Source organism: Flavobacterium hydrocarbonoxydans, assembly GCF_009789235.1.
GTDB lineage: Bacteria > Bacteroidota > Bacteroidia > Flavobacteriales > Flavobacteriaceae > Flavobacterium > Flavobacterium hydrocarbonoxydans.
Map to the genome: position 1 here is coordinate 50,815 of NZ_WSTB01000014.1, position 25,078 is coordinate 75,892.

Sequence of the window (25,078 nt, forward strand, 5' to 3'; positions counted from 1 at the left end):
TTCTTCAATTTTAACGTAAATCTTATACTAAAATCGATTTCAGAGCATCATTCATCCCTCTAACCGCATCTGCGCTTTTAGCAAATAACGCTTTTTCCTGGTCATTTAACTCAATATGAAGAATTTCTTCTACTCCGTTTTTACCAATTATACAAGGTACACCAATACATATATCATTTTGTCCGTATTCTCCTTCTACAAAAACAGAACAAGCTATCATTTTCTTTTGATCGTTTAAAATACTATCCACCAAAAAGGCTACAGAAGCTCCTGGCGCATACCACGCTGAAGTTCCTAAAAGACCTGTAAGTGTTGCTCCACCTACCATTGTATCTGCAGCTACTTTTTGCAAAACTTCTTCTGAAAGAAATTGTGTTACCGGAATTCCATTATAAGACGCCAAACGTGTTAATGGTATCATAGTAGTATCACCGTGACCTCCAATAACCATCGCCGAAATATCATTTGCTGGTTTGTCCAAAGCCAAAGAAAGATACGTTCTGAAACGTGAACTATCCAATGCTCCACCCATACCTATAATTCTGTTTTTTGGCAATCCTGTAGATTTTAATGCTAAATAAGTCATCGTATCCATTGGATTCGAAACCACAACAATTATAGTATCCGGAGAAAATTTCAGTACATTTTCGGCAACTGTTTTTACAATTCCTGCATTTATACCTATTAATTCTTCACGGGTCATCCCTGGTTTTCTAGGAATTCCAGATGTAATTACTACTACATCACTTCCTGCGGTTTTAGAATAATCATTGGTTACTCCCGATACTTTGGTATTAAAACCTGTATTGGTAGCACATTGCATAATATCCAACGCTTTCCCTTCGGCAAAACCTTCTTTAATATCCAACAACACTACTTCGCTTGCAATTCCTCTATAAGAAATAACATCAGCACAGGTAGCTCCAACGTTTCCTGCTCCTACAATGGTAACTTTCATATTTTATAGTTTATCGGTTATTAGTTAATTTGTTTATTTGGTAAATCGAAAATTCGTTTAATCGTTTAAGTAAATTTAAACAATTAAACGAATTGACGGTTAAATTTTATTACGCATCGATATTTGCATAAACAGCGTTTTTCTCGATAAATTCTCTACGTGGCGGTACTTCGTCACCCATTAACATTGAGAAAACCCTATCTGCTTCTGCCAGACTATCAATAGTTACCTGACGCAATGTTCTGAAGTTTGGATCCATTGTAGTTTCCCACAATTGCTCAGCGTTCATCTCTCCAAGACCTTTATAGCGCTGGATAGCTGCACTTCCTCCCATTCGTTCGTTGGCCTGATCGCGTTGAACGTCATTCCACGCATATTCTTTTTTATTTCCTTTTTTAACTAAATATAAAGGCGGTGCTGCAATGTAAACGTGACCTTCTTCAATCAATTCTTTCATGAAACGGAAGAAGAACGTTAATATTAAGGTAGAAATGTGACTACCATCGACATCGGCATCACACATGATGATTACTTTATGGTAACGTAATTTTGAAAGATTCAAAGCTTTGCTATCTTCCTCAGTACCAACCGTTACACCAAGAGCCGTAAAAATATTACGAATCTCTTCGTTTTCGAATACTTTATGGTGCATTGCTTTTTCAACATTCAAAATCTTACCACGCAATGGCAAAATCGCCTGAAATGCACGGTCACGACCTTGTTTTGCTGTTCCACCAGCCGAATCTCCCTCGACAAGATACACCTCACATCTTGCAGGATCCTGCTCAGAACAGTCTGATAATTTTCCTGGCAATCCACCGCCACCCATAACGGTTTTACGCTGCACCATTTCACGTGCTTTTTTAGCAGCGTGACGTGCCTGAGCTGCCAAAATTACTTTCTGGATAATGATACGGGCATCATTTGGATTTTCTTCCAAATAATTTTCTAACATTTCTCCAACCGCCTGAGAAACCGGCGAAACTACTTCTCTGTTTCCTAACTTTGTTTTTGTCTGTCCTTCGAATTGTGGTTCTGCAACTTTTACCGAAATAATAGCTGTTAATCCTTCACGGAAATCATCTCCTGCAATTTCGAATTTCAATTTATCCAGCATTCCGGATGCATCTGCGTATTTTTTAAGGGTTCTTGTCAAACCACTTCTAAAACCTTGTAAATGCGTACCACCTTCGTGCGTATTAATATTATTTACATAAGAGAAAATATTCTCTGTGTAGCTTGTATTATAAATCAAGGCAACCTCAACCGGAATTTCTCCTTTTTCGTTATCCATGCTGATTACGTGAGAAATGATTGGCTCACGGTTACCATCTAAATAACGAATGTATTCCTTTAAACCTTCATCAGAATGAAAAACTTCCACTTTGAATTCGCCTTTATCATCAACTTCTCTTTTATCTGTAAAAGTGATGGTAATTCCTTTATTCAGGAAAGAAAGCTCACGCATACGCGCAGATAAAGTATCATAAGAAAACTCCGTAGTCTGAGTAAAGATAGTGTCATCCGGGTAAAAAGTCTGACGTGTACCTCTTTTATCTGTTTCTCCAATTTGTTTAACCGGATATAATGATTTTCCTCTTTCGTACTCTTGTTCGTAGATTTTACCGTCTCTAAAAACAGTAGACTTCATGTGAACAGAAAGCGCATTTACAACCGAAACCCCTACACCGTGTAAACCTCCGGAAACTTTATATGAATCTTTATCAAATTTACCTCCGGCACCAATCTTGGTCATTACTACCTCAAGTGCAGAAACACCTTCTTTTTTATGCAAATCAACCGGGATACCACGACCATTATCTTCAACAGTTACTGAACCGTCTTCGTTTATTGCAACACCAATGGTATCACAATGTCCGCCCATCGCCTCATCAATCGAGTTATCAACAACCTCATAAACCAAATGATGTAAGCCTCGAACCCCCACATCTCCAATATACATCGATGGACGCATTCTTACGTGCTCCATTCCTTCTAATGCCTGAATACTATCTGCTGAATAATTGTTCTTCTTGATTTCTTCGCTCATATAATTTATTCTAAAAAATGTAATTATTGTCTAACACGCAAATATATAAAAACGCAAATTATATATCCGCTAATATACGATTTAAAGCAGGTAAGTTATTAACATATTATCAAAAAAAGTCAATTAAAAAAACAAATTACAATAGCAATATCAATTTCAAAAATCAATTTCAATATTAGAAAACAAGAATCCAAATTTGTAAAAAAAAACAAATCCGAAACGAACATCTAAAATGTCGTTTCGGAAAATGAATTTTCTCAATCAAAATCATTTTTAAATTGAAATTGATTTTTGAAATTGATATTGATTTTTGCTACTTTTTATTAAAATCTCCCACGTAAACAGAAGTCATTTTATCCAAAGAAATATATTTTTTCAGAACACTATTTACTTCCTGAACTTTCAACGCTTTTACTTTACTCTCCAAAGTGTCATAATCTTCCAATGGTACTCCGAATTGCAAATAAGTATTTACCAGGCTCATCAAAGTGTAATCATTTCCAAGTCTTGTTTTTCTTTCGTTTTGCCAGCTTTTAAGATTTGTATTCAGCTCTTCTTCCGTAAATCCGTCTTTTAAGGCTTTTGCAATTTCTTCTTTAGTGGCTGTTTCTACTGCTCCTTTTTTAGTTGGATTCAGGAACGCGTAATATTCCCAAAAAGCAACATCATTGGTAATCGGCACTTCCATAAAAGAACCTGCTCCGTAACTAATTCCCTCTTTTTCTCTTAAACGCATCGGAATTCTGGCTGTTAAAAATCCTCCGCTTCCTAAAATTTCGTTTGCTATTACCAAAGCTGGATAATCAGCGCTATTTCTAGTCATTTTAAAGCTGATTTTTCCTGTTGCTACTGCATTCTCTTTATCAGGAGTTATGTAATCTTTATCCAGTTTTTGAGAATCGAAGTAAGTTGGTTTTGCCAATTCATATTTGGATTTGGAAGTCCATTTTCCAAAAGCATTTTCCAGAATTTCAGCAGTAGATTTTGCTTCCAATTCTCCAATAACACTTCCTACTCCGTTGTTTCCTCCTAAAATAGTTGCGTAAAAATCTACCAACTCCGATTGTTTTATTTTTTTGTAAGCATCAATTTGCTCCTGAACGGTTGCTGTATAAAAAATACTCTCTTTAGGATACTTAGCTGTTTGTCTTGAAATTTCAGTAAATGCAATTGCCTGAGGATCATTCAAACTTGATTCTAAATAAGTATTATAGTCCGTGATGGTTTTCGTTAATTCATTTTCCGGGAAGGTCGAATTTACTAACAAATCACCCACGATTTCCATTACTTCTTTAAAACTTTCTTTATAAGTATTAACGTTTAAAGATAAATTTTGGCCTGAAAAATTAAAATTCACACTTGATTTTAATTGGTCTAATCTATCCTGAATCTGTTCTTTGGTTTTCGTTTTAGTTCCCGTTTTCAGCAATTGAGCCAGAATAGTTCCTACATCACTTTTGCCAGCCAAATCTTTTTCGTTACTAACCGGAAAAACAAAACTAGCCTGAACTTTCCCTCCTTTGATTTCTTTTTTAATCAAACCGTATTTTGCACCGTTGCTCAAAGTTCCTTCTGTTAGGTTTTTCTTCAAATTTGAAATAGAAGCTTCAAATGCAGCGGTTTCTTTTTCTAAAGCTTTTCCTTTATAATCTTTAGTAAGAGCTACTAATTGCTCATCTGTATATTCGATTGATTTTACCCTTTGCTCATCTTTTGAAGGAATAAAAATACCTACCGTTCTGTTATTACTTCTAAAATATTTTTCCGCAACTCTTTGGATATCTTCTTTTGTTAATTTCTCAACTGCATCTCTATATATATTACCCAATCTATAATCACCAGCACCAATAATTTCGGTTAAATTGATGGCATAATTAATTGTATTGTTTTTTACACTTTCGATTTGCTTGATAATTTTAGCTTTAGCTCTATTAACATCCTCGTCAGTATATTTTATTGCTCCAACTTTATCAAGTTCTGTTCTTACCAAATCTTTGGTCACTTTTACATCTTTATCATTTGACAAAGCCACACCAAAATACATAAAACTTGCATCTCTCAAAGTAGGCTGCCAGGCATAAATACTGGATACTTTTTGAGTTTCTACCAAAGCCTTATATAAATATCCCGAAGGATCCGATGTTAAAATTTCGATCAAAGCATCAAGAGCAGCATAATCTTTATCAGCATAAGGAACAGTATGATATAAAGCCCCAACATTCTTACTATCACCTGCTCTATTCAATTCTACAAATTTTTCTCCGTCCTGAGCCGGTTCAATAGTATAGGTTTTTGCCAGAACTCTTTTAGGTTTTGCCAATGCTCCAAAATATTGTCCGATGTATTGTAAAGCTTTTTGTTCATCAAACTTACCTGCAATAATTAAAGTTGCATTGTCCGGCTGGTAATACTTTTCGTAAAAAACTCTAAGTGTAGAAGCTTTTACACGCTCAATATCTTCTTTACTACCAATAGTGCTGTTTCCGTAATTATGCCATAAATAAGCTGTTGAAAGAATTCGCTCTGTTAAAACTCTGTCCGGATTGTTCTCTCCAATTTCAAACTCGTTTCTTACAACTGAAAATTCTTTATCAAGATCGGTTTGCAAAATAGTTGCATTCAACATCCTGTCGGCTTCCATCTCCAGACTCCATTTTAAATTTTCATCACTAGATGGGAAAATCTCATAATAATTGGTTCGGTCTAACCAAGTGGTTCCATTTGCATTACCTCCTTTATCAGAAAGCATCTTTTTTATATCACCAAGGTTTTTTGTGCTTTTAAAAAGCATGTGTTCCAGCAAATGCGCCATACCTTTTTCGCCATAGCCCTCATGTCTCGAACCTACGTTGTACACAATATTGACAACCATATTGCTCTGAGAAGCATCCGGAATCAAAAGAATTTTCAAACCATTGCTCAGCGTGTACTCTTTGGTACCTTCGACATTGGTAATGTATTTTGGCGCTTCCGCTTTTTGCGCATAAACTGTACTCATTAATCCCAATGAGCAGTACAAAATCCCACTTAGTAATACTTTCTTCATAAATTAATTTTAATTATTAAAACAATGAATAATCTGTTTTTTGAGTTAATCAAATATAGTATTTTTCTTAAACCACACAAGTGAGTAAAATCTTATTAGAAGAAATTTAACTTTTAATTTTGAAATTGAAAATTCTCCGGAATACAAAATTCCAATAGACATCGATTATAAAAACAAAATCCGAAACGAGCATTTAAAATGTCATTTCGGATAATTATAATATTGTTAACAGAATTTAAATTTTATACCCCTAAAAGAGTCTTTACTTTTAAACCGCTACACTCGATTTTGCAATTTCTACATCGGCTTTTACGTGAGCGGCGTTTGCTCTTCCGCTTGGATCAAGATTTTCCTGCCATTTCGGTATCCATTTACGAACGGTTTGTGCTGCACTAATCTGCGGATAATATTTATGAAATATTGATCGGTAAAAATAGGCTTCTTTGGTCGTTGGCGAATTATACGGAAATTCGACCGCTGCTCTTTCTAACTGTTCCTCGGTAACCTGAGAAGAACAATACTCGATTAGTTCATCAATCCAGCCGTATCCTACCCCGTCTGAAAATTGTTCTTTTTGTCTCCATAAAATCTCAGCAGGCAAATAAGGATCTTCGGGAGTATCAAAAGCTTTTCTTAAAATATACTTTTCAACTCCGTCGTATGTTTTTGGCTGTTTTTCTTCTGGTTTGATACGAACTGCAACATCCAAAAATTGTTTATCCAAAAACGGAACCCTAGTCTCTAATCCGTTTGCCATTGTTGATTTATCAGCACGTAATAAATCGGCTGTAAACAACTTCTGAACTCTTTCGATGGTTTCCTTTTGAAATTCTTCATTTGAAGGAGCATTTCTAAAATACAAATGGCCTCCAAAAATCTCATCAGCTCCTTCACCGGAAAGAATTACTTTTATTCCTTTATCTACAATAGCTTTTGATAATAAATACATCGGTACACCAGCACGCACTGAGATTACATCGTAAGTCTCTATATGTTCAATTATTTTTTCTAAAACTGCAACACCTTCTTCAACAGTAAAATTGATTTCATGGTGTTCTGTTCCTAAAAATTCAGCTGCTATTCTGGCCGCTTTATTATCTGGAGAATCAGTATCTAAACCAATAGAGAAAGAATGTATTTTTTTTCCGTTTTCAGCTAAAAGCCTAGAAGCAACTGCCGTTATCAAAGAAGAATCTAAACCACCTGAAAGCAAAACACCAACAGGCACTTCACTCATCAAACGCTTACGGGTCGCTTCTGTAAAAGTTTCTCTTATCAAAGCCAAATCCAGGTCCTGATCTGCTTTTTCATAATCTTCATATTCGGGGTCATAGTATTTTACAAAACCAGTTTTGGCCGTATAATAATGCCCGGGAGGAAAAGTTGAAAAAGATCTGCATTGATCTGCAATTGATTTCATTTCTGATGCAAAATAAATTCTGCCTCTTTCATCCAGTCCATAATAAAAAGGTTTCACTCCAAACGGGTCTCTGCCTGCAATATAATGATCGCCATCAATGATTACGAAAGCGAAATCTCCATCTAATTTATTACAAAAATCATATCCAAATTCTTCGTACAAATGCACAATGACTTCCGAATCTGATTTTGTTCTGAAAGTATGATTTTTTAAAACCGTATCCTTTAATTCCTGGTAGTTATAAATTTCGCCATCATGCACCATCCAGGCTTTTTGAGTTCCCTGAATAGGCTGTTTACCGGTTTGCAAATCGATAATTGATAAACTTTCATGACACATAATGCTGCCATTTTCCATAATATGCAAATCACTTTCATCCGGACCACGATGCGACATTCTTTCAGAAAGTTCTTTTACAAGCTGCGGGTCTTTTCCTTTACCAATAACGGCCAATATTCCAGACATACTATTCTATTTTTATTATTTATTCTTAACTAATTCACTTCAAAATTCGTGAAGATTTTTCAATCAACTGCTTTTAAATTACTTTTAAATTTATCGATTTTACAAATTATCAAATAAAAATTGCATAAAAACAGATTTTCATTCAATAAAATTCAAATATAAGAAAAATCAATTAAAACAAAACTTCTTACTAATTAAAGAAATTTTTATATCAAGAAAAACGTCCTCAAAAATTGAGAACGTTTTTCAATATAACTAATTTAAAATATTTTTTACTTATGCTTTTTGGTAAGCATCGTCGTGCACACTGGCAACTGCTCTACCAGATGGGTCGTTCATGTTTTTGAACGCTTCGTCCCACTCTAAAGCGATTTTTGTACTGCATGCCACACTTGCTTCCTGAGGCACACATAATGCTGCTGCATCACTAGGGAAATGTTCTGCAAAAATAGAACGGTAGTAATATTCTTCTTTAGATGTTGGGGTCTGCAAAGGGAATTTATATTTTGCATTTGCCAATTGCTCGTCTGAAACTTCTTTGGCTACCACTTCTTTCAAAGTGTCAATCCAGCTGTATCCTACGCCATCAGAGAATTGTTCTTTTTGTCTCCATGCTACACTTTCCGGTAACATATCTTCAAAAGCTTTACGAACTACCCATTTTTCCATTGGGTGTTCTTTGTTGATCATTTTGTCCTGTGGGTTAATTCGCATCGCCACATCCATAAATTCTTTGTCTAAGAAAGGTACACGACCTTCGATTCCCCAGGCAGCTAAACTTTTGTTTGCTCTTAAACAATCGTACATGTGTAATTTACCTAGTTTACGAACGTTTTCTTCGTGGAATTCTCTTGCGTTTGGCGCTTTGTGGAAATATAAATATCCTCCGAACAACTCATCTGCTCCTTCTCCAGAAAGTACCATCTTGATTCCCATCGACTTAATAACTCTCGCCATTAACCACATTGGGGTTGATGCTCTAACAGTTGTTACGTCATACGTCTCTAAGTTGTAAATCACATCACGAACGGCATCTAAACCTTCCTGAATTGTGAATTTAATTTCGTGGTGAATTGTTCCAATATGTTTGGCTACAATTTGAGCTGCTGCTAAATCCGGAGAACCATCAAGTCCTACAGAGAAAGAGTGCAATTGCGGATACCACGCATCTGTAGTATCATCAGATTCGATACGTTTTTGCGCATATTTTTTGGCTACAGCCGAAGTAATAGACGAATCTAAACCTCCGGAAAGTAAAACTCCGTAAGGAACATCACTCATTAATTGTCTGTGAACCGCTGCTTCAAGAGCAACTTTAATATCATCGATACTAGTTTCGTTATCTTTTACCGCCTCATAGTCTGTCCAGTCTCTTTTGTACCATTGTACAAATTCACCATCTTTGCTTGTCATGTAATGTCCCGGAGGAAACAATTGAATTTTGGTACAATATCCTTCTAAAGCTTTCAACTCAGAAGCAACGTAAAAAGTTCCGTCCTGATCCCAACCTATATATAAAGGAATAATTCCCATGTGGTCACGAGCAATAAAGTACTCGTCTTTTTCAACATCGTAAATCGCAAATCCGAAGATTCCGTTCATTTCATCTACAAAATGAGGTCCTTTTTCTTTGTAAAGTGCCAGGATTACTTCGCAGTCACTTTCGGTCTGGAAGTTGTATTTCCCTTCAAATTGTTTACGTAATTCTCTGTGGTTGTAAATTTCGCCATTAGCAGCCAAGACCAATTTTTTATCTTCTGTAAACAAAGGTTGTTTTCCTGAAGCCGGATCCACAATTGCCAAACGCTCGTGCGAAAGAATCGCTTTTTCGTTGCTGTAAATTCCGCTCCAGTCTGGTCCGCGGTGACGGATAATTTTAGACATCTCTAACACCTGAGGTCTTAATGTTTCGGCTTTTTGTTTTAAATCAAAGGCACATACAATTCCACACATAATCTTATATTTTTATTTTGATAATTTTATTTTGATAGGGCAAAGATGCAGTATTGGTTATAATTGAAAAACACAAATAGCAATATTAGTTACAAATTTTAATCAAAATAATCAATTTACATACTAAATGTAAAATTTTAACATAAATAAAAGCCCTAAACTTGAAAATTTTAATTTTGAAGGAAAAAAAAGGGCTAAATGTATCTTTTGAAGAAGAAGTTTGAATTATATTTTGTGATATTTTTAAATCGATGAAAGATTCATAAAAAGAAGAATCGAAATTATTCAAAAATTATTTTTATGCTTTTTTTAATCATCCTTCCTTCGACAAGATTGTGAATTTTCTTTTACATATTCAAATCCAACAGGTTTTTGAAACCTGTCGGATTTATCTATAAGTAATAATAAGTTTATTTTAAGATTTACGAAACAGTACCTTATTTGAAATTATATCAAATATGTGGCATAAAAATCATTTTCTTGTAATAATTCTAGAAGATATATAATCTGGCATCTTAGAAACCGCTAACTGTAATTTCGTTTGATTTAGATTTTTCGCATTCACATCAGTTAAATTATAATTGTAATTATCAAACAAATAATACATCAAAACTCTATTATAATCATCTAAATCATTATCAGCAATCATATCCAGGATAGTCGTTTCGACCAATTTTGGATTTGAGCTCTCAGCAAGAGCACGGCCTACCCTATTTATACTTGAAAAATAATGGTTTTTGGATGGATTTTCAATTCTTAAAGAGATTCCTAAAATCAAATCCAAAACATTTATATCGAGAACTTCAATTTCTTTGATATAGGTATTTCTTTCTTTTTGAGCATAGCTGCCATCACTTGCTCTATCAAAACGGTCATTCATTATATTAAGATGAGAACGCAGAAAAATCTCCCACTTTATTGTTTCAGCAGAGAGCATTGCAATATTCAAAGCGTGTACTCTTGGGCTATTATCCATACTACAACCGCCTATTACCCTTCTATTTCTTTTTAATTCCAGTTCTGCATCTTTGCTTATATAACGCCCAACATATTCTTCAAATTCATCATCCGAAGATTTATTTACTTTAGCTTCTGCTAATGCTTCATCCAGCATCAAACTAAAATTTGAATCTGCTCTTCTTAAAGAATCACATCGGGTAAACTTCAATGATTCCCAATTTTCTAAATTCTTTCTAAATAGTTCAAATTCTCTTTCTGCCAGCTCTTTATCAATAATATTTTTTTTGTTCTTTTTTTTAGATTTTTTATCAAAAGCCATTTCATCATAACCCCAAATAATATTTAGTTTTTCATCACTAAAACTTGGTTTCTTTAAAACTTTATCAACATATTCTTGAAATTTCAGAGCTTTAGTAGGCACTGTATCTAAATATCGAACACCAGTATCCTTTGCGTTATCATAAAAAATTTGTGCTGTTGTATCTACCAAACAATCCGAATATTGAATTAATCTCGCATATTTATCTGCAATTGGTTTTGTTTTAAATTCTTCTATAAAATAAAAAGCTGTCAATGATTCGTTTGAATAACTTGTCTTTTCATCATACTGAAATAACCATTTACCTTTAAAAATGTTTTTATAGGAATCTGCATCCTGCTTGGTAGTAGTAATACTTTCATTAGAATTGCCTCCTAATTCTAAACTTGAAAACTTAACATTTTCAATATTATCATAATTGGTATAATTAGACTTCAAGATCATCAGGTTTTCTTCAAAAGTAGCTTTGGGATATTTAGCTTTAAATTCTGAGTAAGAAATGTTGTTTTCTAAATCTTTTTTAGCTTTCAGGACATCCTTTTTGTCTAATCTTATAAAATTTGCTTTCGATTGAGGATAAGAAAGAAACGTTTTATTGAACTCACAAACTTTAAATTTAAGATTTAAAGAATCTACAATATGCTTTAATTTAGTTACTGAGTTTTCAGAATAAATTAAACCATTATCATAAACCTTAAATTCAGTGTTTTGAGCATTCATATTGAAGCCAATCAAAATCATTAAAACAAAAAGCTTTTTCATAGAATTCTTTAAATTAATTATTCAACACTTTGTATCTGATATTTTGTTCCATTAATCTCAAACCCAAACCCAACTTTATTCCCCATTAAATGAGTTCCGAGAGGGGATTGTGGCGAAAGAGCAATAACATTGATCCCGTCAATAGCAATTTTAGGAAGTGCCACACTCAAATATAAGAAAATTCCGTTAGCTTTTACCAAACTGCCCGAAATGATATTTTCGGTCGTTTTTGAAGCATCAATTTTATCTAAAATCGCTTTTTGAGCAATCGCTTCTTTTAGTTTATTGGTCAATTTTTCCTGCTCAATATGCATCATAGACAAAGCCGTTTCGTGCTTATCTCCTGCCGAACCTTTGGCGTCGTTTTTAGAATCTTCGGTCAAAGCCGAAATCATGTCTCTGAAAACATCTATCCGGTCCTGAACCATTTGCAAATAATAGGAGTGTATTTTTTGTTTGAAAGTCATTTTTTTTGAGATGCTAAGAAAATAAGGTTCTAAGGTACTACCTTTTCTTTGCTTCAAAAAATTAACAAGATGTTAATCTTTTTTTAGCAAACAATCTTTAATTTTAACATCCAATAATTTAACTATTACTATGAAAAAATCTACCATTATTACTACAATTGTTTTTGGGGTTACGATGTTGTTATCCTCAAATGTTAATGCACAAAAATTTCCAGATTTAGACAAAAGTCCAATGGATATGGCTTCTTATCCTAATGACTATAAAGATCCGGCTAAACTTGTTCGAATTATCTACAGCCGCCCACAATTGAAAGGCAGAGATTTGAGCACTTTAATCCCTGATGGAAAAGTTTGGAGAACTGGCGCTAACGAAGCTGCCGAAATTACATTTTATAAAGATGTGAAATTAGGTGACAAAAAAATAAAAGCTGGATCTTACACTTTATTTCTTTTACCAGAAAAAAATACATGCACAGTAATTTTAAGTAAAGATTTGAATGTTTGGGGTTCTTATACTTATAAAGAAGCGAATGATGTGGCAAGATTAAGCATTACTCCTACTGAAGCTGCTGATTCTCTTGAAGCTTTTTCGATGGTTTTTACCAAAGCTGACAAAGGAGTTGTTCTTAATATTGGTTGGGATAAAGTGAGAGTTGCTGTTCCTTTTACTGAATAAAACTCTTTTAGTTCTCTAAAAAAAATCGCCACGAATTCACGAATTATTTAATCTAATTCGTGAATTCGTGGCGGTTCATTTTTAAACCCTCCAAGGGTTTGAAACCCTTGGAGGGTTTAAAAAAAAAATTAAAAATCAAATTTATAATTTGCTCCTACCAATACCTGAAATCCTTGTACCGGGTAGTTCAGCCACTTTTCGTAGTTCTGATTAGCTATATTATTCAGTTTTAAGAAACAAGTCAAACGTTCGTTGTATTTGTAACCCAAGTGCGCATTGGCATCAAAATAACTTTTTAAAGTAACAATCACTGGATCGGTTGCAAAATCAATGTTTTGCTGCATGTCTTTACGTTCGCCTACATAAAAAACATTCACTCCGGCATACCATTGTTTGGTAATATTAACATCCAGGTTTGTGCTTAATTTCATCGAAGGCAAATTCCACGCTTCCAGCTGAAAATCATTGGTATAACTATTAAAAGTTCCGTTGATACCAAAAGTAACATTATCTGAAAAATCAGCTTTTAATTCCCCATAAAAACGAAACGTTCTCATATCGTCATACACCACTCCAAACGAGTTTCCGTAGGCGTAATTTTCGTTGGTTGCATCCTCTGTATAATTATTGCTTTTAAATAAGGCTCTGTTAGTTTCGTTGAGATACGAACCCGAAACATTGTAACTTACATTATTGGCTAATTTTCCTTTTAAACCTGCTACAACCGTATATTGATTACTGCTTGGTCTTATATCTAAAGTGGGTGATAAAAACGGATTTTCGGTCACGAAATCAGCATACGAATTTTGGTTTAAGCTTCCGTTTGCTCCTGTGTAAAAAATCATCAAATCGCCTACTAATTTGTACGAGGCATTTACTTTAGGATACACAAATAATTTATTATTATTCCCTTCCGAATCTAAACTATAGAAAATTCCAGCACCTAATTCTAATGTCCATTCGTTTTCATGCACTACAAAACTAGGTTCGATTCCGAAATTGGTAAAACCATATTTTACCGCTTCTGTATTGGTTTTTAAATAATTATTTTCGAAAGAACCACTCACATGATCGATAATAACATTTGTATTTATCGATTGTTCCATCACTTCTACTTCGAAAGTTGGTTTTACATAAAAACGGTTTTCAGAAGAAGAAAAATTATCTGAAAAATGCTTGAAATTCGCCGAAACCTTACTGAAGATTCCCTCGGTAAAGTCAACATTTCCGCCCAATGAAATCGTATTATAAGAATGATTTGGATTAATGCTGTTTACCAAATTGTATCTGTCTTCCGGAAGCAAAGTTGCTCCAAAATCTATTGGCAAACCATAGTAATTGTATATTTGGTTTTGATATCCTAAATCAACATTCCAGGACATATCGCGGTTGTTTTGGCCGTAACCAACATTTAGTGCTGTATCGTAAAAATCGTCATTCAGCTCTGCATCTTTTATTCCGCCCTGAGACGAATGATGGCGAAACATTCCTGCCACATAATCGTTGTTTCCTAAATCCTGCGTTACGAATAATTCGGCATTTAAAGTTCCGTAATTCCCAACTCCTAAAGTCGCATAATTATTAAACAAACGCTCTCTTTTTGATTTTTCAACGCCTTCTGCTTTTCCTTTTGAAGGCGTAAAAGTCGAGGCCACCGGAACTGATAAAATACTGTATTTTATGGTTTCTTTTGCCTCGTTTCCTTTATCGTCAAGCGAAGGGGTTTCTTTTACTTTAAAAGCATCCGATATGGTTGGCGAATAAGATTTTACCACGTTTACCGTTTCTGTACCAATACTTTCGTTTTTCTTTTGTGCAAACGAAAACTGAAAAGCTACTAACAGCAGTAAAATGATGGTTTTATTCTGGAAATTCATTTTCATATATTTTTATTTTTTTTAGAGAAAAGAGCATAGAATATAGAGAATAGACTTCTCCAGTTTTCTAAAAATTCCTTCATTTTCTCCTCTCTATATTCTTTATTCTAAAATCTATATTCTTTATTCTAAAATCTATATTCTATTATCTTAATTCTAAAACTAAACCTCCCATTCGCCTTTAGCAACAAACTGAGCTTTTCCTCCAATTCTAATATCAAATTCATTTTCGGTTAATTTTCCTTTAAAATGAATTTGTGAAGGACGGTCAATATAATCTCCCTGATAATTGATTAATTCAAATTCAGGTTTGTGATTTTTTAAAAGATAGGCCTGCAAACAGGTACTCGCACTTCCTGTCGCCGCATCTTCAACCAATTGATTGTGTTCAATGCACAACATTCTGCTAAACAATTTTGAACCTTCTAAATAATAGAAGTACAAACCTCTGTGCGCTGTCTTGCAATTGTTTTTCAGCCATTTATCCGTTTTATCTTTATCCAAAACCAAATTTTCCAAAGCCCTTTTACTGCTTAACCCGACCATTACAAAGGCGCTTCCGGTTGTAACTTCCTGAATAGGAAATTGATTTTCGAAATCGCTGTTTTTCAGGTTACTGAACAAGGTAAAATCTTCTTTCGAAAAAATATCCCAAAATTTCGGCTGTGCTGCTTTTAACCAAATCAAATCATTAGATTGCTCAATTGAAATTGGTCCAATCGGAACATTTAATTTTATATTTTCTGGCGAATTATCAAATATTTTATTCATCAATACCCACGAAGTTCCAATTATCGGATGACCCGCAAACTGCATTTCCTGAGATGGTGTAAATATTTTAATCTCTGCCCTATTATTTTCTTTATCCAATTTGGTTACAAAAGTGCTTTCGGCAAAATTAATTTCGCGTGCAATCTTTTGCATTTCATCAGAACTCAGATTTTCTGCGTCTAAAAAAACCGCCAACTGATTGCCAGCATATTTTTTATCGGTAAAAACATCAACTATATAAAAAGGTAAACCCATGTTTTTCTTGTAAAATGTATATTGTAAAATGTAAAATGCTTTTTTTTTGTGAAATGTTTTTTGTGAAATGTAAAATGCAATATTGAATTTTTACTTTTCACATCTTACTTCTCACAAATAACATTTCACATTAAACTATTTGGTAATTGACGAATTCGTTTTTGATTCTTCTATTTTAATGGCATCTAACTCCTTTTTCGCTTCTTCGACCACATCTGGAAAATCAGTAAAATTGTTGATTACGTTATCCAGAATATAAGTTGCCTGGTAGCTGTCTTTCAATCCGTAGAAGTTTTTCGCCATCAAAACCAAACTCTTCGCACCATAATATTTATAAGCCGAATAGTTTTTGGCCAGTTTCTGTACTGCCACGTTTGAAGCGTCAAATTTGCCTTCTTTGGTTTTAAAATATGCGTCATAATACAAGGCCTCCGCTGCTAATTCGCCTTTGGAAGTCGTTGATAATTTTGCGTAAGCGGCTTTTGCTTTTTCTTCGTCACCTGCCTGCATTGCTGAACGCGCTACTATAATTTGTGCATCACTTTTGACATTCGAGTCTGTTTTAGGGTTTTGCTGTACTTTTTCGGCATAGATTACGGCGTTGCTATAATCCTTATTATCGTAATAACATTTCATCAAATTCGCCTGAGCAAAAGTTTTATTCTGAGGAAAATCAGCTTCGTCTTCTAATCGAATCAACACCGGAATCGACTTATCGCAATCTTTTTCTTTCAGGAAAATCTGAGCTAATCTCGTTAAAGATTGTTCTGTAAATTCGTTTCTTGGCTGATCAATTACATACTGATAATTGGCAACCGATCTGGTTTCTGAACCTTCTGCAAAAAGCAATTGTGCTAAGTAAAAATTAGCTTCCAGAGCGTGAATTCCTTTTGGAAAATTACTTACATAACCGCTAAACCCAACAATTGCCTGCTTACTATTATTTTGACTGTATTGCTTGAAAGCGCCTTCGTAAGTATCGTTGTCCAAATCCGCATCGGTAACCGCAACGAAGTCTAAAGTACGTACCCAGGTTGCGTATTCATCTACTTTTCCGGAATCAACATAAATTAGTCTCGCTGTTGAAACGGCTTCTAAAGCTTCTGGTGTTTTTGGGAATTCTGCCGCTACTTTTTTGAATTTCACTAACGCCTGCTCATCTTTGTCAGAATTATAATAAATCAATCCTTGTTTTAAAATTGATTTTGAAGTAAACGAACCGTTTTTATATTCCGCAATTAACTGATCGAAAGTCTTAATTGCCTGATCGTTTTTCTTTTCGGTCGAATACGTATTTGCTAATTCATACAAAGCATCGTCACGATATGATGATTTTTTATACATCTGAAGGAAATTATTCAGCTCCTCTATTTTCTTATCATTTTTTGAAATGAATCCGTACGATAACGCTTTCTGGAACTGCGCATAATCTGCATCAACGCCTTTTGCATCTATTGCTTTTGAATATGCTTCCATCGCCGGACCGTATTTTGCGCTTACGAATCTACAATCTCCTAAACGTAAATACGAATCATTCAAACGTACTTTGTCTTCTTTGTTTGAATCAATTTGTGCCTGAAAAGAATTGGCTGCCTGATCGTATTCTTTCCGTTTAAAATAAGTGTAACCAATATTATAATTGATATTTTGGTATTCGTTAGTAGTTTTTGCTCCAGTCAAACCAGCAAACTGTTTGTAGGTCAATAAAGCATTCTGAAAATCTTCGGCCAGGTATTCCGTTTCTGCTTTCCAGAAAGTAGCACGAGCTGTAAACTCAGGATTTTTTTGTTCGTTAATAGCGCTTTTGAACATTTTTCCGGCTTCGGCATAATTGGACTCATTATACAATTCTAAACCTCTGTAAAAAATTACTTTTTGGTACGCTAATTTATTTTCCGGTGATTTGTTTTTTTCTAATAAAACTAAAGCCTCTTTGTAGTTTTTGGATGAAATATACGAATCAACCAACAATTTCTCTACTTCGGCTTTGCTGGAATTGTTTGGATATTTTTTTAAAAAATCAAGTAAGATTGCCGGAACGGTTTGGTATTGGTTTCCGATTTCATAACTCAATTTGGCATAATTTAAGGCTGCATCTTCCTGGATTTGAGCATTAAATTCCATTTCAGAAGCATTTTTAAAAGCGTTTAAAGCTTCTTGTTTTTTGCCTGTATTCAAATAACTTAAACCTAAATGATAATAGGCATTTTGCGCCACGAAGTCTTTTCCTTCGATGATTTTATTGAATTGAGAAATTGCTTTTTCGTGCTCATTTTGTTCGTAATACGCGTATCCTAGCTGGTAAAAATCAGTATTGCTCCACTTGCCTTTTTTACCTGCATATTGCTCTAAAAACGGAATCGCTTTGTCGTATTGTTTTAGATTGAAATAGCTTTCGCCAATAATTTTATTCAGTTCCGATTTCTCCAGAGCATTTGATTTTGACATTGCTTTTTGTCCTAAATCAATGGCTTTCTGGAAATTTCCTAATTTAAAATTCATATCAGCCTGATAGTACGAAAGTTTTTCTTTGTATTTTTCTTCGCCTGAAACTTCATCAAAATATTTGGTCGCTTCTTTATAATCGTCGCCTTCATAAGCCATAAAACCCAAGTAATATTTGGCTTGTGAACCATATTCTGTAGAATTTATAACTTTATTGAAATAGGTAGTGGCTTCTTTCTTTTTCTTGGCGTTGAAATAACTGTATCCTTTTTGAAAATTAAATTTATCCAAATCGGATTTGCTCATGTAACTTTCGTCCACCTTATCAAACCACTGCAATGCTTTTGGGTAATTTGCCTGTTCGAAATAAAAGTGAGCCACCTCGACGTAGGCCTGATTTTGTTTGGTGCTTGTGGGATAATCATTTACGAATTTTTCCATCAGAGCATCGGCATTTGCCTGATTGGTCCTGATGGCACAATTGGCAATGTAATACGCACAATCAGACTGTACTTCTTCGGTAGTTGCCTTGTTTTTTATGCGTTCGAAAATAAGTTGTGCCGAAGCATATTGTTTGTCATTATATAAAGCCAGTGCTTTATCAAAATCTTTTAAATCGTAGGTGTAAATAGCTGATTTTTGTGCTAAAACCGTGGTAGATATTAAGAGAATCTGGAATAAAAAGAACCAGGAAAGTTTACGCATTTTGATTTTATTTAGTATTCAAATGTATCATTTTATACTGTCTATAACGAAACGTTTCAGGCATTTATTATGAACAAATTTTCAAACACTTGTTATTTCATGGCTTGTTAATGCTCAAAATATTGGTTTTCAAAGTTTATATAATGTAATCTTTCTAAAGCAACGGAGTCTGCATTAAGGATGGAAGCGGCATCTCCCGATTTAGAAAAACAAGGCTTTTTTGCCGTAGTTTTTGTTAATCGGGAATATAGCGGACAGCCTGACCCGTTTGCCTTGATTTTTTTTCAGGGCAAACGGGGAATGCCCAAAAAATCATTCGAACAAAAACAGAATTGTGGTTTTGTTGTACATTTTCTTATGAAATGATTGAAATTTATTTTGAATCCACCCGTTATCTTATTACTTTTACCATTCAAATCAATTTTATTATGTCACAAACCGTACTATCTCTTAAAGATGTCACTATATATCAGGAAGGAAGAAAAATTTTATCACAGATTAATTTGGAAGTGCAACACGGAGAATTTATCTATATCATTGGAAAAACTGGTTCTGGAAAAAGTAGTTTCATGAAAACATTGTACGCTGATTTGCCTTTAACAGAAGGTGAAGCACATATTGTAGAATTTGATTTAGCTTCTTTGAAAGAAAATGATATTCCGTATTTGCGTCGTAAAATCGGAATCGTTTTCCAGGATTTTAAATTGCTTCCGGACCGCTCTGTAAAAGACAATATGCTTTTTGTTCTAAAAGCAACAGGCTGGGTTGAAAAAGGTTCTATGGAGCACAAAATTGACGAAGTGCTGGACAAAGTAGGCATGAGAGAATTTGTTAATAAAATGCCTCACCAACTTTCGGGAGGTGAGCAACAACGTGTGGCAATTGCAAGAGCTTTGCTAAACGACCCTGAATTTATTCTTGCTGATGAACCTACCGGAAATCTTGATCCACAAACAAGTTCTGAAGTTTTGGAGGTTTTAAAGAAAATCAACGCTAACGGAAAAACCATCATTATGGCGACGCACGATTATGCTTTACTGATGAAATTCCCATCGAAAACACTAAAGTGTGAGGATGAAAGAATCTTCGAGGTGGTGCAACGAACTGTGTAATGCTTTCGATACTTATTCCGGTTTATGATTATGATGTTTTAGCTTTAGTAGAAACGCTACATTATCAATGCACACAATCTAAAATTGTATTCGAAATTATTGTTTTAGACGATGCATCTACTCTTTTTGCGTCTGAAAATCAAAGAATAAACGAATTGTCCAAAAGTACTTTTATTGTATTAGAAAACAATATTGGACGAAGTGCTATCCGGAATTTATTAGCACAAAAAGCAAATTTTGAAAACTTACTTTTTCTGGATGCCGATACAATTCCTGTTCATAATAATTTTATTTCGAATTATATTTCACAAATAAATAACGATGAAAAAATTGTTTACGGAGGGATTTTATATCAAACCGAAAAACCTTCAAAAGAACAACTTTTACGTTGGGTATATGGGAAAGAAAGAGAAGCTTTGAATGTCTATATCAGGAATAAGAACCCTTATATATCGTTTCTGACATTGAATTTTTTGATATCTAAAAATATTTTTTCTAAAGTTGTTTTTAATGAAAATATTCCAAATTTTAGACATGAAGACACTTTGTTTTCGTATGAATTGATGCTTCAAAAAGTAAAAATTATTCATATCGAAAACCCTGTTTATCATTTAGGAATTGAAAGCAGCGAAACGTTTTTGACAAAATCAGAAGAAGCAGTTGTAGGTCTAAAAAACTTAGTAGATTCTGGTTTAATTTCGAAAGATTATGTGAAGCTTTCTCATTATTATTTTATTCTAAAAAAATATCGTTTACTACCAATTGTCCGTTTTTGTTTCAAAATTTCAAAACCGCTATTTCAGAAACAAATTTTGAGTAAAAAACCTTCGCTTTTACTTTTTGACTTGTATCGACTGGGGTATTATTCGAGCCAGAATTAATTTTTGACAATAGATTCGAACAAATTTTTCCATTGTTTCATAATGGCATCTAAATCATATTTTGCAACACTACTTTTAGCATTTTGACTCATTTTGATTCGTAAATTTTCATCTTCAATCAAAAGATTTAGTTTTTCGGCAAAAGAATTCTGATTTCCGTCTTCAATTAGAAATCCATTTTCATTATCCTTAATAATTGCTTTTGGTCCAACCGGACAATCATAAGCAATGCAAGGCAAACCACAGGCCATTGCTTCTATCAAAACCATTGGTAAAGCTTCATTCCTGGAAGTCATCGCTAAAATAGATGCTTCTGTATATTTATTTTGAATATTTTTTATTGGCTCCAAAAAAACAATTTTCTCTTCGATATTCAGTTTTTTGGCCAAATTTTGAAGTTCTAAATTTTTATCTGTTTTGCCATAGATTTCTAATATCCAATCTGAATGTTTTTGTGATACGAAGGCCCAAATTTTCAACAATCTGTCAATTCCTTTTTCATAAGAATGTCTTGCTACGGCAATTACTCTTTTTGATTTTAAATCTGATAAAACATCCGTTTGAAACCAAAGTGGATTAGGAATTATGACGGCGTTATTTACATTCCATTCGCTTAAACTTTCTTTTGATAATGCTACAAAAGTCGAAAATTTGGAAGCACAATAATTTCGATATTGATACTTTAATTCGTTAATAAATTCGAAATAATGAGACACTTTATATTCATTGAATTTAGAACCGTGAGCTTCAAAAATTATTGAAATTTTGGTATCCAGCAATAAAGGAATCGAAAACGATTTTAAGGCAAAATCACACACAACTATACAATCTGGCTGGAATTGTTTTATGTGCTTTTGGAGTTCTTTTTTGTATCGAAGTAAGTTAAAAACTTTATTACCTTTTAATTCAATATCATAAAAATTTATCTTTTCATTAAATTCAAAAAAAAGATTCACATTTCCTTTATTTTGGGTCACAATAGCAATTTCGTAACCAAATTTTTCTATCAGATAATTGGTTTTTATTGATAGAACCCTTTGCACTCCTCCTTCTTCATTTGCTCTTTGGGTGATATAGAGTAATTTCATTTTATTGATTCCAAAAATTCATTATAATCACGGATATATTCTTCTTCATCAAAAACTTCCGAAGCTAAAACCAGACAAACCGCTCCTGAAGAGAAATTTTCGAGTTCACGCCAAATATTATTCTTAATGAGCAATCCTCTGTCTGGTTTATTTAAAGTAATGGTTTTCTCTTTTTTTCCATCTTTCAAAACGACATCAAAACTTCCTGAAATTGCGATTAAAATCTGCTGCAATTTTTTGTGCGAATGCCCACCTCTCACAGAAGAACTCGGAATATCGTATAAATAATAAACTCTCTTAATTTCAAACGGAATCGTGTCGTTTTCAATGACTGCTATGTTACCTAAAATACTTTCAATTTTTGGAAAATCAATTATATCTATATTCATAATCTTATTTCAATTTTATGTTTTTTGTTAGGCACTATCGTTATTGATTTCTTATTTTCGTATCAAATATATAACACTTTAAAAACAATATGCAAGATAATTCATTAGTCACTATCATTTGTTTGTGTTATAATCAGGAAAAATTCGTGATCGAGAGTTTGTTGTCGGTCATTAAACAGGATTATCCTTTGATAGAATTGATTGTTGTCGATGACTGCAGTTCTGATAATTCGAAAAGTGCAATTAAAAACTGGCTTACTACTTATCCTAATGTTCAATTTATTGCAAACGAAACGAATCTAGGAAACACAAAATCATTTAATAAAGCACTAAAATTTGCCAAAGGAGATTACATTATCGACTTGGCTGCTGATGATGTTTTATTGCCCAATTGTATTTCGCAGCAAGTAAAAACCTTCGAAGTAAGTACTTTAAAAAACTTAGGCATAGTTTACGGAAACGCTGAATTGATTTCAGAAAACGGAACATTTGAATCTTATTTTTTTCCTGTTGATTTATCAAAAAAAACAATCGAAAAAAGACAAACGGGCGATATTTATTTAAGTGTTCTTGAAGGAGGAAACAGCATCTGCTCTGTTTCAGCAATGATGAAAAAAACTGTTTTTGATGAGTTAAAAGGCTATGACGAAAATCTTGCGTATGAAGATTTAGATTTCTGGATTAGAGCTTCCCGACTTTATCAATTTGATTTTATTGATTGTATTTTAATCCAAAAAAGAATTTCAGATACTTCTCTAACTTCTTCTTTTTATGATAAAAACAATTCAAGATTTAAAAAAATCAATACAACTACGTATTTAATTCTAAAAAAAGCGATTCATTTAAATCTATCCAAAACAGAGGATTTAGCAGTTCAGAAAAGAGTACATCATGAAATTGTGCATACTTTTCAAATCAAAGATTATGGATTGTTATTTAAAAATATTGGATTACGGCTTTGGTTATTTTGGCGAATTAATTTTAAAAAATATTAAAATTGAAAACAAATTGCTATCTTTTTCTAAGTTTTAAAAACAATTTCCAGACTTCTGTTTGTTCTTCTAATTTTAATAGCCAACAGATAAACAAATAAATTACCACACCTGCAATTCCGCCTAAAATCAATTGTACTATCAGATTATCAATAAAGCAGGACAATACCAATACCCCGATTGCCATTCCGATTGTTGCTACAACAAAAGGAAACACATCTCTTAATTGATTAATCGGGCCATAACCATAAAACTTTCCTGGTAGATAAGCATTTATTACAAAAGATATTGCCGATGTAACAACATGCCCTATTATGATTGCTTTTACGCCAAGCGGAATCGTTATAATCATTGCTAACAAAGTCAGGGGCAGTTTAGACAAATCTACTTTTAAAAATAAATCGGAGCGCCCGATCGCATTCAATAAATTCATATTGATGGCGCTCATAGGAAGAAAAATTCTCGAAAAAACAATCCATTGCAAAAGCGGAATTAAAGAAGCCCACTTTTCTGTAAGTAACAATATCACAATTGGTTTTGCCAACAAAGCAATCAGAACCATAGTCGGTATAATCAAAAAAGCCGACATCCGAATTGTTCTTCTAAAAATCGAAACTAATTTTTCTTTATCATGCTGTACAGATGTGAGAATTGGAAAAGTTGATTGCTGCAAAATACTCACAATTGTTCCTGCAGACACATCTGCAAAACTCTTGGCTCTCGTGTAATAACCTAGTGATGCCGTGGTATAAAATTTTCCTAAACAAATATTGTAAACATTATTCAGAATTTGTGCGTACAAACCAGCGATTAGTAATTTTGAACCATAACCAAATAATATTTTGAATGATGTTTTTGAAAAAGCAAGCGAAGGAGTCCAATTACTTAAAAACCACAAATACAGAGACGAAGCAAGGGCCCCGACAAGCATTTGAATGACCAGTGACCAAACTCCATATCCATTTATAGCAGCAATTATTCCAGATAAGCCACCCGCAACCATCCCGATTACATTGCTTTTTGCTATGGATTTAAAATCAATTGCAATAGTAAGTTTAGTGCGCTGTACTATTCCAAAAGCATTCAAAAACAAAATCAGACCCAAAATTCTAGTTAGATTGGTCAATTGAGGCTGCTCAAAAAAAGTTGAAATAAAAGGTGCAGAAATAAACAACAGCAAATAAAAAAAACTACTCACCGCTAAATTAAAAACGAATAAAGTTGAAAAATCAACATTTGACCGATCCTGACGCTGAATCAAACCTGTTCCTAAACCGCTTTCTATAAAAGTTTGTGAAACGGCTATAAAAATGGTTAGCATTCCTATTAAACCAAAATCTTCCGGAAGCAGAATACGGGCAAGTAGTATCCCCACAACAAATTGCCCAAACTGAACAGCAAATTTATCAACTGCAGACCAAATAATGCCTTTTGTTGCAACTGATTTCAGGGAGATGTTTTGCATTTAATCAAAATTAAATTTATTA

Annotated in this window: 17 protein-coding genes; 4 read left to right on the forward strand and 13 right to left on the reverse strand. The window is 33.7% G+C overall.

Features of this window, described 5'->3' with window-relative positions:
- Positions 1-22: 22 nt before the first annotated feature.
- The 7 genes from mdh to GON26_RS19270 all read right to left on the reverse strand — a co-directional run bounded on the left by mdh (position 23) and on the right by GON26_RS19270 (position 12,400).
- The gene (gene mdh, locus GON26_RS19240) at positions 23-958 is read right to left on the reverse strand and encodes a malate dehydrogenase (RefSeq protein WP_160376400.1); all 936 of its coding nucleotides are present in this window, start codon (positions 956-958) and stop codon (positions 23-25) included.
- Positions 959-1,067: 109 nt separating this feature from the next.
- A complete protein-coding gene (gene gyrB / locus GON26_RS19245) occupies positions 1,068-3,008 on the reverse strand; it encodes a DNA topoisomerase (ATP-hydrolyzing) subunit B (protein WP_160376401.1) in 1,941 nt (646 codons plus the stop codon).
- Between the two features lie 313 nt (positions 3,009-3,321).
- Positions 3,322-6,054, reverse strand: a complete 2,733-nt coding sequence (locus GON26_RS19250; protein ID WP_160376402.1) for a M16 family metallopeptidase — start codon at positions 6,052-6,054, stop codon at positions 3,322-3,324.
- 268 nt (positions 6,055-6,322) lie between these two features.
- Positions 6,323-7,939, reverse strand: a complete 1,617-nt coding sequence (gene asnB, locus GON26_RS19255; protein ID WP_160376403.1) for an asparagine synthase B — start codon at positions 7,937-7,939, stop codon at positions 6,323-6,325.
- Positions 7,940-8,215: 276 nt separating this feature from the next.
- On the reverse strand, positions 8,216-9,892 hold the full coding sequence (gene asnB / locus GON26_RS19260) for an asparagine synthase B (protein WP_160376404.1): 1,677 nt from the start codon (positions 9,890-9,892) through the stop codon (positions 8,216-8,218).
- 472 nt (positions 9,893-10,364) lie between these two features.
- Entirely contained in the window at positions 10,365-11,933 is a 1,569-nt protein-coding gene (locus tag GON26_RS19265; protein WP_160376405.1) for a hypothetical protein, read from the reverse strand.
- Positions 11,934-11,950: 17 nt separating this feature from the next.
- Complete coding sequence (locus tag GON26_RS19270; RefSeq protein WP_160376406.1) at positions 11,951-12,400, reverse strand: hypothetical protein; 450 nt, start codon at positions 12,398-12,400, stop codon at positions 11,951-11,953.
- Between the two features lie 130 nt (positions 12,401-12,530).
- Between GON26_RS19270 and GON26_RS19275 the strand changes: the two genes are divergently transcribed.
- Positions 12,531-13,076, forward strand: coding sequence for a DUF2911 domain-containing protein (locus GON26_RS19275; protein WP_160376407.1), 546 nt, complete (start codon positions 12,531-12,533; stop codon positions 13,074-13,076).
- Between the two features lie 128 nt (positions 13,077-13,204).
- On the opposite strand, the gene GON26_RS19280 is transcribed toward GON26_RS19275, so the two are convergent.
- The 3 genes from GON26_RS19280 to GON26_RS19290 form a co-directional block, all read right to left on the reverse strand.
- Entirely contained in the window at positions 13,205-14,959 is a 1,755-nt protein-coding gene (locus tag GON26_RS19280) for a porin family protein (RefSeq protein WP_160376408.1), read from the reverse strand.
- A 156-nt stretch (positions 14,960-15,115) separates the two neighbouring features.
- Complete coding sequence (locus GON26_RS19285; protein WP_160376409.1) at positions 15,116-15,979, reverse strand: PhzF family phenazine biosynthesis protein; 864 nt, start codon at positions 15,977-15,979, stop codon at positions 15,116-15,118.
- A 135-nt stretch (positions 15,980-16,114) separates the two neighbouring features.
- Positions 16,115-19,129, reverse strand: coding sequence for a tetratricopeptide repeat protein (locus GON26_RS19290; RefSeq protein WP_160376410.1), 3,015 nt, complete (start codon positions 19,127-19,129; stop codon positions 16,115-16,117).
- Between the two features lie 428 nt (positions 19,130-19,557).
- On the opposite strand from GON26_RS19290, the gene GON26_RS19295 reads away from it, so the two are divergent.
- Positions 19,558-20,241, forward strand: a complete 684-nt coding sequence (locus GON26_RS19295) for a cell division ATP-binding protein FtsE (RefSeq protein WP_160376411.1) — start codon at positions 19,558-19,560, stop codon at positions 20,239-20,241.
- Positions 20,241-21,122: a glycosyltransferase family 2 protein gene (locus GON26_RS19300; RefSeq protein WP_160376412.1), complete on the forward strand. Its 882-nt coding sequence runs from the start codon at positions 20,241-20,243 to the stop codon at positions 21,120-21,122. The genes GON26_RS19295 and GON26_RS19300 overlap by 1 nt, the downstream gene beginning before the upstream one ends.
- Here GON26_RS19300 and GON26_RS19305 read toward each other — a convergent pair.
- Positions 21,119-22,210, reverse strand: a complete 1,092-nt coding sequence (locus GON26_RS19305) for a glycosyltransferase family 4 protein (RefSeq protein ID WP_160376413.1) — start codon at positions 22,208-22,210, stop codon at positions 21,119-21,121. The genes GON26_RS19300 and GON26_RS19305 overlap by 4 nt on opposite strands.
- A complete protein-coding gene (locus GON26_RS19310) occupies positions 22,207-22,599 on the reverse strand; it encodes a sugar 3,4-ketoisomerase (protein WP_160376414.1) in 393 nt (130 codons plus the stop codon). Before GON26_RS19310 ends, GON26_RS19305 begins: the two co-directional genes overlap by 4 nt.
- A gap of 89 nt (positions 22,600-22,688) precedes the next feature.
- On the opposite strand from GON26_RS19310, the gene GON26_RS19315 reads away from it, so the two are divergent.
- Positions 22,689-23,594, forward strand: a complete 906-nt coding sequence (locus GON26_RS19315; RefSeq protein WP_160376415.1) for a glycosyltransferase — start codon at positions 22,689-22,691, stop codon at positions 23,592-23,594.
- A 16-nt stretch (positions 23,595-23,610) separates the two neighbouring features.
- Here GON26_RS19315 and GON26_RS19320 read toward each other — a convergent pair whose 3' ends face one another.
- Positions 23,611-25,056 (reverse strand): lipopolysaccharide biosynthesis protein, encoded by a 1,446-nt coding sequence (locus GON26_RS19320; protein ID WP_160376416.1) that lies wholly within the window; start codon positions 25,054-25,056, stop codon positions 23,611-23,613.
- Between the last annotated feature and the right edge of the window lie 22 nt (positions 25,057-25,078).

Excerpts from the sequence above, each read along its gene's own strand:
- mdh (WP_160376400.1), bottom strand. The coding sequence starts at position 958 with ATGAAAGTTACCATTGTAGGAGCAGGAAACGTTGGAGCTACCTGTGCT.
- gyrB (WP_160376401.1), bottom strand. The coding sequence starts at position 3,008 with ATGAGCGAAGAAATCAAGAAGAACAATTATTCAGCAGATAGTATTCAG.
- GON26_RS19250 (WP_160376402.1), bottom strand. The coding sequence starts at position 6,054 with ATGAAGAAAGTATTACTAAGTGGGATTTTGTACTGCTCATTGGGATTA.
- asnB (WP_160376403.1), bottom strand. The coding sequence starts at position 7,939 with ATGTCTGGAATATTGGCCGTTATTGGTAAAGGAAAAGACCCGCAGCTT.
- asnB (WP_160376404.1), bottom strand. The coding sequence starts at position 9,892 with ATGTGTGGAATTGTATGTGCCTTTGATTTAAAACAAAAAGCCGAAACA.
- GON26_RS19265 (WP_160376405.1), bottom strand. The coding sequence starts at position 11,933 with ATGAAAAAGCTTTTTGTTTTAATGATTTTGATTGGCTTCAATATGAAT.
- GON26_RS19270 (WP_160376406.1), bottom strand. The coding sequence starts at position 12,400 with ATGACTTTCAAACAAAAAATACACTCCTATTATTTGCAAATGGTTCAG.
- GON26_RS19275 (WP_160376407.1), top strand. The coding sequence starts at position 12,531 with ATGAAAAAATCTACCATTATTACTACAATTGTTTTTGGGGTTACGATG.
- GON26_RS19280 (WP_160376408.1), bottom strand. The coding sequence starts at position 14,959 with ATGAAAATGAATTTCCAGAATAAAACCATCATTTTACTGCTGTTAGTA.
- GON26_RS19285 (WP_160376409.1), bottom strand. The coding sequence starts at position 15,979 with ATGGGTTTACCTTTTTATATAGTTGATGTTTTTACCGATAAAAAATAT.
- GON26_RS19290 (WP_160376410.1), bottom strand. The coding sequence starts at position 19,129 with ATGCGTAAACTTTCCTGGTTCTTTTTATTCCAGATTCTCTTAATATCT.
- GON26_RS19295 (WP_160376411.1), top strand. The coding sequence starts at position 19,558 with ATGTCACAAACCGTACTATCTCTTAAAGATGTCACTATATATCAGGAA.
- GON26_RS19300 (WP_160376412.1), top strand. The coding sequence starts at position 20,241 with ATGCTTTCGATACTTATTCCGGTTTATGATTATGATGTTTTAGCTTTA.
- GON26_RS19305 (WP_160376413.1), bottom strand. The coding sequence starts at position 22,210 with ATGAAATTACTCTATATCACCCAAAGAGCAAATGAAGAAGGAGGAGTG.
- GON26_RS19310 (WP_160376414.1), bottom strand. The coding sequence starts at position 22,599 with ATGAATATAGATATAATTGATTTTCCAAAAATTGAAAGTATTTTAGGT.
- GON26_RS19315 (WP_160376415.1), top strand. The coding sequence starts at position 22,689 with ATGCAAGATAATTCATTAGTCACTATCATTTGTTTGTGTTATAATCAG.
- GON26_RS19320 (WP_160376416.1), bottom strand. The coding sequence starts at position 25,056 with ATGCAAAACATCTCCCTGAAATCAGTTGCAACAAAAGGCATTATTTGG.